Source organism: uncultured Pseudophaeobacter sp. (assembly GCA_905479575.1).
Lineage (GTDB): Bacteria > Pseudomonadota > Alphaproteobacteria > Rhodobacterales > Rhodobacteraceae > Pseudophaeobacter.
On the sequence record CAJQNB010000002.1, the window covers coordinates 1 to 13898 of the forward strand.

At 58.8% G+C, this 13898-nt stretch carries 11 protein-coding genes; 4 read left to right on the forward strand and 7 right to left on the reverse strand.

Features of this window, described 5'->3' with window-relative positions; genetic code table 11:
• The coding region (locus QZ268_RS00275) for a CarD family transcriptional regulator (protein WP_295446596.1) at positions 1 to 377 on the forward strand (377 nt) is incomplete at its 5' end.
• A gap of 81 nt (positions 378 to 458) precedes the next feature.
• Here QZ268_RS00275 and cobS read toward each other — a convergent pair.
• Positions 459 to 1217 carry an adenosylcobinamide-GDP ribazoletransferase gene (gene cobS / locus QZ268_RS00280; protein WP_295446598.1) on the reverse strand — a complete coding sequence of 253 codons (759 nt, stop codon included), beginning with the start codon at positions 1215 to 1217 and terminating at the stop codon, positions 459 to 461.
• Between the two features lie 100 nt (positions 1218 to 1317).
• Between cobS and cobT the strand changes: the two genes are divergently transcribed.
• The gene (gene cobT / locus QZ268_RS00285; protein WP_295446599.1) at positions 1318 to 2334 is read left to right on the forward strand and encodes a nicotinate-nucleotide--dimethylbenzimidazole phosphoribosyltransferase; all 1017 of its coding nucleotides are present in this window, start codon (positions 1318 to 1320) and stop codon (positions 2332 to 2334) included.
• A gap of 88 nt (positions 2335 to 2422) precedes the next feature.
• On the opposite strand, the gene QZ268_RS00290 is transcribed toward cobT, so the two are convergent.
• From QZ268_RS00290 to QZ268_RS00300, 3 genes are all read right to left on the reverse strand, one after another.
• Positions 2423 to 4306, reverse strand: coding sequence for a cation:proton antiporter (locus QZ268_RS00290; protein WP_295446601.1), 1884 nt, complete (start codon positions 4304 to 4306; stop codon positions 2423 to 2425).
• Between the two features lie 199 nt (positions 4307 to 4505).
• Positions 4506 to 5726 (reverse strand): PAS domain-containing protein, encoded by a 1221-nt coding sequence (locus QZ268_RS00295; protein WP_295446604.1) that lies wholly within the window; start codon positions 5724 to 5726, stop codon positions 4506 to 4508.
• A 62-nt stretch (positions 5727 to 5788) separates the two neighbouring features.
• Positions 5789 to 6244, reverse strand: coding sequence for an Lrp/AsnC family transcriptional regulator (locus tag QZ268_RS00300; RefSeq protein ID WP_295446606.1), 456 nt, complete (start codon positions 6242 to 6244; stop codon positions 5789 to 5791).
• A gap of 158 nt (positions 6245 to 6402) precedes the next feature.
• Between QZ268_RS00300 and hppD the strand changes: the two genes are divergently transcribed.
• Positions 6403 to 7503, forward strand: coding sequence for a 4-hydroxyphenylpyruvate dioxygenase (gene hppD / locus QZ268_RS00305; protein WP_295446608.1), 1101 nt, complete (start codon positions 6403 to 6405; stop codon positions 7501 to 7503).
• A 188-nt stretch (positions 7504 to 7691) separates the two neighbouring features.
• Here the strand turns inward: hppD and QZ268_RS00310 are convergent, their stop codons facing one another.
• The gene (locus QZ268_RS00310) at positions 7692 to 10424 is read right to left on the reverse strand and encodes a hypothetical protein (RefSeq protein ID WP_295446610.1); all 2733 of its coding nucleotides are present in this window, start codon (positions 10422 to 10424) and stop codon (positions 7692 to 7694) included.
• A 173-nt stretch (positions 10425 to 10597) separates the two neighbouring features.
• Between QZ268_RS00310 and QZ268_RS00315 the strand changes: the two genes are divergently transcribed.
• On the forward strand, positions 10598 to 11314 hold the full coding sequence (locus QZ268_RS00315) for an SIMPL domain-containing protein (RefSeq protein ID WP_295446612.1): 717 nt from the start codon (positions 10598 to 10600) through the stop codon (positions 11312 to 11314).
• A gap of 81 nt (positions 11315 to 11395) precedes the next feature.
• On the opposite strand, the gene QZ268_RS00320 is transcribed toward QZ268_RS00315, so the two are convergent.
• Both QZ268_RS00320 and QZ268_RS00325 read right to left on the reverse strand, forming a co-directional pair.
• On the reverse strand, positions 11396 to 12688 hold the full coding sequence (locus QZ268_RS00320) for an O-acetylhomoserine aminocarboxypropyltransferase/cysteine synthase family protein (RefSeq protein ID WP_295446614.1): 1293 nt from the start codon (positions 12686 to 12688) through the stop codon (positions 11396 to 11398).
• Between the two features lie 191 nt (positions 12689 to 12879).
• The gene (locus tag QZ268_RS00325; RefSeq protein WP_295446616.1) at positions 12880 to 13869 is read right to left on the reverse strand and encodes a hypothetical protein; all 990 of its coding nucleotides are present in this window, start codon (positions 13867 to 13869) and stop codon (positions 12880 to 12882) included.
• Positions 13870 to 13898 lie beyond the last annotated feature (29 nt).

Sequence of the window (13898 nt, forward strand, 5' to 3'; positions counted from 1 at the left end):
AAAAAGACAAAATGACCCTGCGGGTGCCGACGCATAAGGCGATTGACGTTGGCATGCGTGCGCTTGCGACGCCTGATGTCGTGGAACATGCGGTGAAAACATTGCGCGGTAAGGCTAAGGTCAAAAAGGCGATGTGGTCACGCCGTGCGCAAGAATATGAGCAAAAGATCAACTCTGGTGATCTGATTGCCATTGCCGAAGTGGTGCGCGATCTGCACCGTACCGATGACCAGCGTGAGCAAAGCTACTCAGAGCGTCAGCTCTATGAGGCCGCGCTTGAGCGCCTGACCCGCGAAGTTGCCGCTGTTGCCGGTGGCGATGAAATCTTGGCCGCGAAACAGGTCGGGGACGTTCTGACCTCCCGTGTTGCAGCCTGATCGGCGTCAGCTGTTCAAGAACTCAGAAATTTTAAAGCCCGTGACCTATGGTCACGGGCTTTTTGCTGTCTTGGCCTCAGTTTAGCTGAAGAGGGCCGCCAGCATCAGCAATCCGGCAATTTCACTGACCTGCTGGCAGGCGCCCAGCACATCGCCGGTCTGCCCGCCGATCTTGGTGCGGGCCACCAGACCCAATCCTAGGGTCAACAAGGCAAGCAGCGCGGCAACGGCAAGGCTGACAAGCCCGAGCAAGGGCAGCGCCAGTGCAACAGCGAGGCCCAGACCAAGGGCCGTGGCCCGCCGGGACGGGCGGCCGACACTTTGCGATAGGCCGGACTGGCGGGCATTGGGCAGCCAGACCATCAGCATGGGCATCATTGCACGGCTGAGCAGGGCAATAGCCAGCGCACTCCAGCCCTGTCCCAGATCCAACAGCAGCGACAGGGCGTGCCAGCGCAGGCCAATGGCAAAAACCAGTGCCAGCACGCCATAGCTGCCGATCTGGCTGTCTTTCATGATCTCCAACCGCCGTGCAGGTGCGAAACCGCCCCAAAACCCATCGGCGCAATCCGCCAGCCCGTCTTCGTGCATCGCCCCTGTCAGCAGGACCTGAACCATCAAAAATAGCCCAGCAGCTAGCGCCGCAGACAGGCCCAGGGCCTGGCCCACATAGGCCGCCATGCAGGCGGGCAGGGTCATCGCAAGCCCCGCCAGCGGAAAGGCCCATACCGCCCGGGATTGGCGCTGAAAACTGCTGCTTGCCAGTTGCGGCAGGGGCAGCCGGGTCAACAGGACCAGCGCCAGTGGGATGTCCACCAAAGATATGTCGTTTTTTCGCATGTGTGAGCCTCTTGCGGGACTTGCGAAGCAGTTTTGAGCCGCTAAACAGATTGGACCCTGATTTACGCGCGTCCGCCGCCCAGATGCAACGAGGCTTTACATGCTGCCATCTCTGACTTCCCTTGATGATTTCCGCTCCCTGCTGGCGCAGGCCAAGGGTGCAGACCAGACCGCGATTGACGCGGCTGCCACCCGCAACGGGCAGCTGACCAAGCCTCCCGGGGCTTTGGGCCGACTGGAAGATCTCGCCATCTGGTATGGCGGCTGGCGCGGCACCGATCGCCCCGAGATCAAATCGCCCCAGGTTATTGTCTTTGCCGGCAACCACGGTGTCACCGCCCAGGGGGTGTCAGCCTTTCCCTCCGAGGTGACGGCCCAGATGGTGATCAATTTTGAACATGGCGGCGCGGCAATTAATCAGCTGGCCAAACTGGCAGGTGCGCGGATGGATGTTCATGCGCTTGATCTGGACAATCCAGTGCAGGATTTCACCCAAGCCCCAGCGATGGACGCGGCAGAGCTGCTGGCCGCCTTGCAGGCCGGATGGAATGCCGTTGACCCTACAGCGGATCTATTGGTGGTTGGTGAAATGGGGATTGGCAACACCACCCCAGCGGCGGCTTTGGCCTTTGCCCTGTTTGGCGGCGAACCCGCAGACTGGACCGGGCGCGGCACTGGGGTTGATGACGCCGGGCTGGCCAATAAAACCCGTGTCGTCACCGAAGGCGTGGCGCGGCATGGCGCTGCAATCAAAGATGGCCTGGATGCGCTCGGTTGCCTGGGTGGGCGCGAGATTGCGGCCATGGCCGGCGCAATTGCTGCGGCACGGCTGCTGCATATTCCGGTTATTCTTGATGGATTTATCTGTTGTGCTGCCGCCGCCTGTTTGCAGCGCAGCTGTGACGGCGCTTTGGATCATGCCATTGCAGGGCATCAAAGCGCTGAAAACGCCCATCCCGCCCTGCTGAAAGAGCTGGGTAAAGAGCCGCTTTTGGCGCTGGGTCTGCGTCTTGGTGAAGGCTCTGGGGCGGCGTTGGCCATTCAGGTTTTGAAAGGCGCAATCGCCTGTCACAGCGGCATGGCGACCTTTGCAGAAGCAGGCGTTTCAGACGGCTGATTGCTGCTGCATGAAAGGCGAGCGAACAACAAAAGCCCCGAAGGTGACTTCGGGGCTTTTGTTTTGTCTGCCTAAAATGGCGCTCAGGTCAGGATTTGCTTTGATCTTTTTTCTCGGCCAGCTCCAACAGGGCGGTTTCCAGATCCTTTTCCAGTTCTCGGGCGCGGGCGATATAGGCCTGATTTTCACTGGCAGGTGTTCCGGGTTTCCACAGCGAGGCGAGCTCGCGCACCGTAAGACGGTCGTGCGCATAAAAAGTCTGCTCGGCCTGGGCCGCTTCATATTCGCTGAGGCCGATTTTTTCCAACACGTAGCGCCCGGCCCGCAAGGAGCTGTCAAACATTTCCCGCACGATGTCATCGGCGCCGGCCTTATACAGCTCAAAGACATGGTTGCGGTCATAGGCGCGGGCAATGATGTGCAGATCCGGGTAGGTCCGCCGCACATAGGCGACCATGGTGACAGTTTTTTCTGGGTCGTCCAGCGCCACCACCAGCACATGGGCTTTGGCGATGCCCGCCGCCTTGAGCAGCTCTGGCCGTGTCGGGTCGCCAAGGAAGCTTTTGACCCCAAAACGGCGCATCAGCTGCACTGCGCGGATGTCATTGTCCAGCAGCACGGTCTTGAAACCGCTGGCGCGTACCAGCCGGTTGACGATCTGCCCAAAGCGGCCAATCCCGGCGATGATAACGGGTCCTTGTTCGTCAATCTCATCAGGTTCCTGTTCGACACCTTGCTCGCCCATGAAGTGAGACAACATATCATACAAAATGAACAACAGCGGGGTGATCAGCATCGACAGGGCAATGACAAGCAGCAGCTTTTCGGCCAATGGTTCGGGTATGACGCCTTGTTGGCGGGAAAAGGCAAGCAGGACAAACCCAAATTCACCCGCCTGCGCCAGGCTGAGGGTGAAAAGCCAATGATTGCGCCGTCTGAGACCAAAGGCGCGACCCACAAAGAACAGGATTGTGCCCTTGGCGAGGATCACCAAAAGAGCCAGGCCCAGCAGGTCTCCGAAGTTGGCCAACAGCAGCCGGTAGTTGATCCCGGCCCCAACCGTAATAAAGAACAATCCTAAAAACAGCCCCTTGAAGGGGGTGAGATCGCTTTCCAATTCATGGCGGAATTCGGAGTTGGCCAGAACCACGCCCGCCAAAAATGCCCCCAGCGCAGGGGAGAGCCCAACCAGGGTCATCAAGAAGGAGATCCCAACCACAATCAGCAGGGCCAGCGCAGTATACATTTCACGCAGGTTGGTCGCATGGATAAAGCGGAACAGCGGCTGGGTCAGATAGATGCCAGCCAGCACGATGACGCCGATCATGCCAAGGGTGGTCAGGGTCACGGCCCATCCTGGCAGACCAGCAACCAAGGAAAGCCCGTCATGGGCCGCAGCCATATGGCCTGCGACTTCTGCCCGCTCAATGGAGCCATCCGAGCCTAACTGCGGTCCGTTCTTGATGGCAAGAAGCGGTAGAAGCGCCAGAATTGGAATGACCGCAATATCCTGGGTCAACAGCACCGAAAAGGACGACCGCCCGCCACCGGTCTGCATCAGGCCTTTTTCTGAAAGCGTCTGCAGCACGATCGCTGTCGAGGAGAGCGACAGCGTCAGGCCAACGGCCAGGCTGACCTGCCAGGTCTCGCCGGCAATAAGGGCGGCGACCATAAGTGCCAGAGTGCTGAGCAAGACCTGTAAGCCGCCCAGTCCGATCAGTTTATGCCGCATCGCCCAGAGCGCCCGCGGGTCAAGCTCCAACCCGATGAGAAACAGCATCATAACGACGCCAAATTCCGCAACATGTTGGAGGTTTTGGGTTTCAGCCCCGACCAGCCCAAGCACCGGGCCTATGATAATGCCGGCAGCCAGATAGCCCAGAACCGACCCAAGCCCGAGACGCGCGGCCAGGGGAACGGCGATAACAGCAGCAGCGAGATAGATTGTTGCCTGATACAGAAATGCGTCCATACAACTGGTATCGCAAGTGGTTTGCACCTTGGCAACGGTTTTAGCAGCATTTTGAGTGGGTCATATTGCTGCTGCGCTTTACCGGGCGCTTGGGAGCCGGGAGATCGGCGGCTCAATGGGAAACGGCGGCCAGGTTTCCCCGTGCCGCCGCGCTTTGGTTTCGACGCTCTGGCGATTGCCAGTGCAGGTCAGCCGCTGCCTATTGATCCATTTGCCGAATCTCATTGCTGAGTTTGGTGATAACGTCCAGACGGCGCGAGATGCGTTCCTGGAAGACCCCAAGCTGGTCGATGATGTCAGAGAGCGTTTCACCGGATTCCGGCAGGCGGGCGCTTTCGATCTTACACAGGACCCGGGTGGAGCTGAGCCCGAGGAATTGTCGGTGCATGACCTGGCAGGCCCGCATGATGCGCTCGGCCTCAAGGTCGACTTCCTCGACGCCTTTGCGGGCCCGGTCTGTTTCCTCTGTGACCAGTTGGTTCAGGATTTTGCGCTCTGCGGCCATGTCGATGTCGCCCAGGCCGCGTCTTTCGGTTTGGAGTTGCGCATCACATTCGTTCAGAATGCGCGCCATGCCTTCGACAAACAGGCTGTTGGTAACGGCCAGCTTGATGGTGTTGAAGTTGCTGTTTTCCCCCATCACATGTGCTTCAAACCAGTCGGACATTTCGCGCGACATCGCACCATAGTTCTGCGACAGGACCGTGACCGGTCCACCCGAGGGTTCAATCCGCGATGCAATCACCCGCAAATTATGCGGAATCGTGTGCATAGCGTCAAAATCTTTGACCAGACCTTGGGTTTCTTCAACGAGGGTTTCGGCGTTTGCCATCATTCTGCGCAGATCCGCGATTTTGGGATCTTTCGGGCGCTCCAGTCCGACATCGCGGGACAAAAGCTCTTCGCTCAGGGCATGGGTGGCGAACTGGTGGTAGTTTTCAAAACCTTTCTTTCGAATCCACTCCAGCATCTTTTCAGCGCTGTCTTCCGCGCTGACTCCTTCGTTGAGTTCAGCCTGGCGCATCTCATTATAAATGGCTCTAATCTCATCAAACAAGGCGCTGCTGGGGGAAATCCGCGCCGAGAGATATCCGCCCTGGCAGGGGACCACCACTGCAAAGACCCAGTAGTACAGCCCATCCTTGGCCTTGTTCTTGACGTAGGCCCCCATGCTGTCGCCTGCTTTCAGAGTATCCCAAAACAGTTGGAAAACACCCTTTGGCATATCCGGATGGCGGATGATCTTATGGGGCGAACCGATCAGATCTTCCCATTCGTAGTTTGCTACGCGCTTGAAGACGTAGTTTCCGGCTTGGATCACCCCACGGTCATCGGTGCGTGAAAAGAAAACCTCGTTCAGGGCGAAGGGGGCTTCACCAGTCGAGGGGCGGGCTTCTATGCGACGGTCTACAAAGGACAAGGAGGCGCTCCACTTCATAAAGATACAGTCAAAATCTATAAAATCAAAACCTTCCATTATTATTAAGTTGGCAAAGGCGCATCACGTTTTAACTGTGCCATTACGATCTGGCTTTGCACCCTGGCGACGGCTGGATGCGGCAATAGAATTTCATGGATGAGCTGATTGAGCGCCTGTAAGTCGCTGCAATAAACCCGCAATAGATAGTCTGCCTCGCCTGTCATGGTCCAGGCTGAGGTGATCTCGGGCCGGGTGCTGACCAGGCGGCTAAAGCTTTGGGATTGTTCCGGCCCGTGGCTGCCAAGGTTCACATGCACGAACCCCTGAACGGTCAATCCCAGTTTTGCCGGGTCCAGTCGGGCGCAGTAAGCTTGGATATAGCCCTCTGATTCTAGCCGCTGTCGCCGCCGCCCGGCCTGACTGGGCGACAGGTTCAGCAGCTCTCCCAGCTCCTGTGCGGTAAGATGTGCGTTCTTTTGCAAGGCGGCGAGCAGTTTGGTGTCTGTTGAATCTAGCATATGCGGGTTTTTCCTGTTTTTATCACATTAGGCGCGAAGTTCTCGCGCGGAAAGGCGATAGCCATACAAAGAACGCGCGAAATATGCATTTCATTTGCGGTATTGTGATCGAGAACAGAAATCTAGCCCGCATCACGCGACTAAAGAAGGAAACCAGCATGGGTCCATTTCCGCATAACGCCCCGAAATCCGTGATCAGCGATGAAAACCCCGCTGGCACCGATGGCTTTGAGTTTGTCGAGTTCGCCAGCCCTGAACCGCAGGAGTTGCGGGATCTTTTCACCAAGATGGGCTATGAACAGGTCGGTCATCACAAGACAAAACCGGGCATCGAACTTTGGCAGCAGGGGGATATCACCTATATCCTGAATGCGGAAAAAGGCAGCTATGCTGACAAGTTTGTTGCCGAACATGGGCCCTGTGCCCCCTCCATGGGATGGCGTGTTGTCGATGCACAAAAGGCCTTTGAACACGCGGTTTCAAAAGGGGCCGAAGCCTATGACGGCGACGACAAAACCATGGATGTGCCCGCGATCAAAGGCATTGGTGGCTCGCTGATCTATTTTATCGACCAGTATTATGAGACCTCGCCCTACAATGGGGAATTCGAGTGGACCAAACAGTCAAAACCGCGCGGCGTTGGCTTTTACTACCTCGATCACCTCACGCACAATGTCTACAAAGGCAATATGGACAAGTGGTTCAGGTTCTACGGCGAGCTGTTCAACTTCAAGGAAATCCGTTTCTTTGACATCGAGGGCAAGTTTACCGGGCTGCTGAGCCGGGCGCTGACCTCTCCCTGTGGTCGTATCCGTATTCCTATCAACGAAGATCGCGGCGAGACCGGCCAGATTGTTGCTTATCTCAAGAAATACAAAGGCGAGGGCATTCAGCATATCGCGGTTGGAACCGAGGACATTTATAGCGCCACGGATGAGATTTCTGATCGTGGCATCACCTATATGCCTGCACCGCCTGCGGCCTACTATGAGCTGAGCCACGACCGGGTGAAGGGCCATGATGAACCGCTGGAGCGGATGCAGAAACATGGCATTTTGATTGATGGCGAGGGCGTCGTCGATGGTGGCGAGACCAAAATCCTGCTGCAAATTTTCTCCAAGACGGTGATTGGCCCGATCTTTTTCGAGTTCATTCAGCGTAAAGGGGACGATGGATTTGGGGAAGGAAACTTCAAGGCGCTGTTTGAATCGATCGAACGCGAACAGATCGCCAATGGAGAGCTGGACGCCGCTGAATAGGGTTTAAGCCCCAACAGAAATGCGCACAAAAGTGCCGGGCCTTAGGGAGGTCCGGCACTTTTTTATGTCAGCGGTTTTGCTGTGGGCGAACTGGCCGACCTGATGGGACCTGCGCGCCAAGGGATGGGACGGGCAAACGACAGGTGAGGGGCCGTCAATGTCCTGTCTTTGGATCTGCCTGCAGGTGGTTAATTTCCGGGCAGCTTCAGTGTCTTATTTGTGCCGCGCTTTTGATACTGTAATTGGCTTTCGCTGATGGCTACCACGGTGCCACCATCCAGCCGATCGCCCACCCGGACCTGGCGGGTCCGACCACTGGGCATCAGAATCAGGGCTTGGCGGTTAGACGGTTTTCCGGAGACACCAATCAGGTTTACCCGCCGCAGGTTGATTGCATTGGTGACTGTTGCCTGGCGCGCCACTGAGGCAGAGCTGGGAATGCTGGGGGTAACGGATTGCGGCGCTACTGCCGCCGCCGCTGTCGTGGCGGTTGTTGTGGCACGCTGCCGGGTGGCACGATCCACCAGATTGGCAAAATTCGCAGGCCGATCCCGCGGCGCTTTTGACGTGGCAATAGCCAAAGCGCTGACAGGCTGGTTTTCCTGTTCTTCCGTCTTCAGGCTGGCAGGGCGGGCGCGGGGGCGAACCCGGGCAAGCTCGGCGCGGCTGAGCCCTCCCAAAAGTGCGCGTTCTGCCCGTTCCAGCAGATCGGAGGGACGCGGGCGGGGCCGTTTCAGCGATAGGCTCGCCAGGCGGGCATTTTCGGCGGCTTCCCCAGCATCTTCGGGGGCTGTGCGGGCCGGGGTCGGGGGGGGGACGACGCTTGGGCGCCCCAGATAGACCATGATGCCATCCGGGTTGAGTGTGCCTTCGGGTGTTGCTGTCACCAGGCCCTGGTGGTCGAGGTCAAAGTCGCTACCCGCTGCCGCCGGGGAACTGAGCGCGTCTGGCTCGGGATCGCTGGTCAACAGCGGTGCCTGGGGCAGGGCGACGGCATCCTGGGAGAGATCGCTATTGTCGATAGAGGCGACATAGATGTCATCCAAAGACACCAGGGCAGGGGCCTCTGCGATTTGGGGAACCTGCTGCCAGATTCCAGTGGCGGCGTAGAGCGCGGCTTCGCTCAGCGCGTCGCTTTGGTCCGGATCGGCAGCCTCCCCTTCTAACGCATCAAGCACGGGCTGGCCCGTGCTTGCATCCAATGGGGTGTCGATTTCGGCGCCGGCAGGGTCAAGGCTGGTGGTCTCAGAAGGCTCGGCTTGATCGTCCAACTCCACAACGCCTGGGTCAGGGTGGCTTGGTATCGCGCTCACCTGTGGGGCGATGCTGTCTGGCTCGGTTTCCACCTCGCTTATGGGAATATCCACTGGGCTGGCTGGTTCGGCATTGGTGCCGGTCGGCGGTGTTTCCGCAAGGGCCGGATCTTGATCGGTGGAGCCAGCAGCGGGGGGCGCCAGCGGGGTATCAAGGCTTTGTTCCAGCGGCGGGCGTTCGGAGGAAAAGAACAACCCGCCTTCGGAGAACATCGCAAAAGCCGCAATCGCGGCCATGGCCAACAAAAGCCCTGCCGTCAGGATCAACCCCAGGAAGCGCGGCTTGCCCTTTATGGTGCCCGGTTTGTCGTCAACCGAGCTGTTGAGACTGTTCGCCGCCTGTGCAGCCGCGCCGCTGATGGTTGGGGCATTGGGGTGAACAGTGGCAGGGGCGGCTGGTGCACTGGTTGACCCTGTGGGTTTTGCAGTTTTTCCAGGGGCAGTGGCGACAGGTTTAACACTGGCTGAACTTGAGCTGGCGGAACCTGAACTGGCAGCGCTTGGGCTGGTCGACTTTGGACTGGCCGACTTTGGACTGGCCGCGGCCTGTGCTCCGGCTGGGGCAGCTGGGCTGTGCACCGCGGGGGCGCCGGTCTCTGGGACGGGACCGGCAGACTGGGCATGGCCAGCAGACTTTGTCGGCTCTGCTGTGGTTGGGGATTTGCCAGCGGGCGCGGCGACAGGCTTGGCCGCTGTGGCTGCGGCCTGTTTGGGGCCCGGTTTTGGTGCCTGTGTGGTTACAGGTGCTGCTGCGACAACAGAGGGGGCAGGCTTGCCGGGCGATGGCGCTGCGGATTTGTCAGATGGTTTTTTTGCAGATGCAGGTTTTGCAGCCTCTGAGCCTTTGGCCTGCGGTGACTTCCTGCGGCGGCTGGTAAATCCGGCAATTGGACCGCTGTCCTCGGCGTCTGAATCGGTATCCTCATCCAGATCGGGCTGGGCGCTGTCCGGGTCCAAAGCGGCGGGTGCCTTGGGCATGGTGGGCTCAGCCGCCACCTGATCCTTTGCGGCCTTAGGTGCGTCATTTTTGGGGGCGGGTTTTTCAACCGGTTCGGCGGGGGTGGGGTCTGGGAGTGCAGCTGGACCGATGTCCACAACAACGATCCCATCAGGTGTGATCTCAGTCTCGCCCATCGAGGGGACTGCGCCAAAAAAGGGTTCTCCGAGAAAACCACTTTCACCAGGGATGGCCACAAAGGAAGCGGGCGCAAAGCCATTTTCCAGCGCAAAGCTTTCGGCCTCAGCCAAGGTCTCATAGGCGACGGCGGCAATATGGGTTTGGTCGCCGTCCTCAGACAGGTCAAAAGCCAAATCCGACACCGCATAGGGCGTGGCGCCTTCCAAAGCGGCGCGGGCCAGGCGGCGCCGACTTTCCAGATCGGAAATGCCAGTCTCAATGGTAAGATAGCGGATCTGCTCATTGGGGATGATCAGTTTGCACAGCCCCTCGGGCGCCAGGGCGTCTCCCTTGGCTTTGAGCGCAGCAAGATCTGCTGTCAAATCAGCACTGTCGAGCGACACAGTGCCGACATTTCGCCAACCTCCGGCTGCACGATGCAGCAGAACAATACCCTCTGCGGAAAGAGAAAGAGCAAACTCCGGTTTCATAATGCGGTCAAACCATCCAAATCTGTAGTGCCCGGACCGCGAGGAGTCCTTTCAGGCCGTCAGAGCAGACCATAAAGCAGGACATCGCCGAGTGAAAGGAAAAGAGCGCGCTTTCCCCTTGTCAGCGGCGATCTGCCGTCCCCATCTTAGGGCAAAGCAAAGGAGACTTCACAATGAAAACAAAGACAGTTTTGGTAACCGCCCTGGCAATGGCGCTAACTTTGGGCACTGCGCTCAAGGCAGACACGCGCACCGATCGGCAGATTCTGGTCAGCGGCGAGGGCCGGGTTGAGGTGGCACCGGATCTGGCGGTGATCACGCTGGGGGTCAGCAAAGAGGCCGAGGAGGCGGGCGAAGCCATGGCGCTGGTCTCTGAAGATATGTTCGCCGTCGTGCAAGAGCTGCGGGCCGTTGGCATTGCGGATAAGGACCTGCAGACTCAGCAGATCTCGCTGCAGCCGGTCTGGTCCAATGGCGGTTCTTATAACAGTTCGGGAGAGCGGCGGATCACCGGGTTCCTGGCCGCCAATACGGTGAATTTGCGGGTGCGCGACCTCGATCAACTCGGCGAGGTGCTTGACCGGGTGCTGCGCGCCGGTGCCAATCAGTTCCAGGGGTTGCGCTTTGATGTGGCGGATCACGCGCTGCTACAGGACCAGATGCGCGCAAGCGCCGTTGCGGATGCCCGCCACAAGGCTGAACAGTTGGCGGCGGCCGCCGGGGTCACCCTGGGGCCGGTTCGCACCATCACCGATCAGGATCATGGCGGTGGCCGCCCGATGATGGCAATGGAGATGTCGCGCAGCGGTGCCATGCCGATCGAGGCGGGCGAGCTGAGCTTTTCGCACAATGTGCAGGTGGTGTTTGACCTGGTGGTGCCAACCGAATAACCGCGGCTCTGCCAGGTTTGAAACCAAAAAGGCCGGGTAAACACCCGGCCTTTTTGTTGTTTTACAGATTGGCCTTTGGGGTCAGCTGCAGGCTTTGGTCAGGGCCTGGTCCAGATCGCGGATCAGATCAGCGGCGTCTTCCAGGCCGATGGAAATCCGCACCACATTGGCGCCCGCGCCTGCGGCCTCCTGCTGTTCCGGGGACAGCTGACGGTGGGTGGTGGAGGCAGAGTGAATGATCAGCGAACGGGTGTCGCCGAGGTTTGCCACATGGCTGAAGATCTCCAGGGAATCCACCAGTTTGATACAGGCGTCATAGCCGCCCTTGACCGCAAAGGTGAACAAACCGCCCGCGCCTTTGGGATAGTTCGCCTGGGCGCGCTCATAATAAGGCGAGCTTTCCAGGCCGGCGTAGGTCACATAATCAACCCGGTCGTCCTGTTCCAGCCAGCTGGCCACGGTCATTGCGTTTTCACAATGGCGCTGCATCCGCAGCGACAGGGTTTCAACGCCCATCAAGGTGTAATGCGCCGCCTGCGGGTTCATGGTCATACCCAGATCACGCAGCCCGATGGCGATACCGTGGAAGGTAAAGGCCAGGCCGCCAAAGGTCTCGTGGAATTTGAGCCCATGATAGGCGGGTTCTGGCGCCGAAAGGGAGGGGAACTTGTCGCTGGCGGACCAGTCGAAGGTGCCGCTGTCGATGATCGCGCCACCGGTGACGGTGCCATTGCCGGTGAGGTATTTTGTGGTGGAGTGCACTACCAGAGTGGCGCCTTGGGCAATTGGGTTGCACAAATAGGGCGTGGCAGTGGTGTTGTCGACAATCAGCGGCACACCAGCGGCATCTGCCACATCGGCCAGCGCGCGCACATCGGTGACATAGCCGCCGGGGTTGGCGATGGATTCGCAGAACACCGCGCGAGTGTTTTCGTCGATTGCGGCTGCGACGGCCTCCAGATCATCGGTATCGACAAATTTTGCCGACCAGCCAAAGCGTTTGATGGTCTGGCTGAACTGGGTGACGGTGCCACCATACAGTCGCGTCGATGCAATGACATTGCAGCCAGGCGCCATCAGCGGGAACAGCGCCATGATCTGTGCCGCATGGCCAGATGAGCAGCAGACTGCGCCAACGCCGCCTTCCAGTGTTGCCAGGCGTTCTTGCAGCACAGCGACGGTTGGGTTGGTCAGGCGTGAGTAGATAAAGCCAACTTCCTGCAGGTTAAACAGGGCAGCGGCGTGATCGGCATCGCGAAAGACATAGCCGGTTGTCTGGTAGATCGGTGTTTGACGGGCGCCGGTTGCCGGGTCCGGTTTGGCGCCTGCGTGGATCTGCAATGTGTCAAAGCCATAGGCTGGTGCATCACTCATCTGGTTTTCTCCCTCATCAGTTTTCTTACCAAATGTTTAGGACAGCTTGCCCGCCGGTACAACGCAGGCGTGGCAAATTGGAACAAACAAACTGGCAAAGAGCAGCGCGTGGGAAATCGTTCTAGGGACCTGACCCTCGGCAACCTGGCTTTTGGGTTGGGAATGAGGCCAGACCACAAGTGGCCAGCCTGTTAGCGCAGCCACAGGCCTTCGGATTTGATTTTGTTGCGAATGGCCTGTTCGCGCCGGGGCAGGTGATCCTGATCAAACAGCGCCCGTACCCGGGCACCCCGGTTTTGATAAACAAGCCGCTTGATCGGCTCATAGGTTTTCAAAACCTTCTTGATCCAGTTTGGCGCAGCCACCGTTTCCAGCAGGTCAATCACTGCGTCGCTTTCGCGGGCATAGAGCAGCGGGAACAGCCGGTAGTGACAACTGGTTTTCCCGTCCAGGTAGCCCGCAGGCAGGGCGTCGCGACCGCCGCCAAAGGAGTGGATCACCAGGGGCAGTGCAACCTGATCCAGCCAGGGATCCAGCGACTGGCCGACCAGCTCAATTGGCGGATCCTTCAGGATGGACTGGGCGTAGACCGCAAATCGTTTGCCAAAGGCGCGCGGGCAGGTGCCGTAGAAAAAGCCGGCATTAAAGTAGAGGTAGCGTTTCCAGAATTCATCCGGTTGTTCCAGATCCAGTGTTGGATCAAGGTCCAGTCCAAACCGGTCGTAAAGAGAGCGCCAGATGTCCGTATAGCCGGGCCCATAAAGCGTTGGCTTGGGCCAGGTGCCTTCGCGCCGCAGCGAGGCAGAGGGGCGATTGAAGTCAAAGGGAACCGCTTCCAGGTCGCCGGTGATCAGCGTGTCGCTGTCAAAAAACACAAACGGCTCGCCCTCGGGCATGGCCTGCAGCGCCTCGATCTTGTTGCCATAGGGATAGCTCTGACCAAAAATCTCGTTTTCAAACGGCAGGATTTCGACCCCAAGCCGGGCCAAGGCCTCTAGTACACCGGCGTTGTGAATGCTGGGATCTTTTTGCCAAAGCGGCCCTGGCTGCGGCACCGCGACAAACAAACGACCGGAAAAGTTGGGGCAGCTGTGGCGCAGAGAGGCGGCAAACAGCAGCGCCTCGTACTGCAGGCGCCCCGCCTGGCCGATGATCATGACGTTGAAAGACTGCTGCGCCATTGTATTTCCTGTCTTCCGCCTCTTGCGAG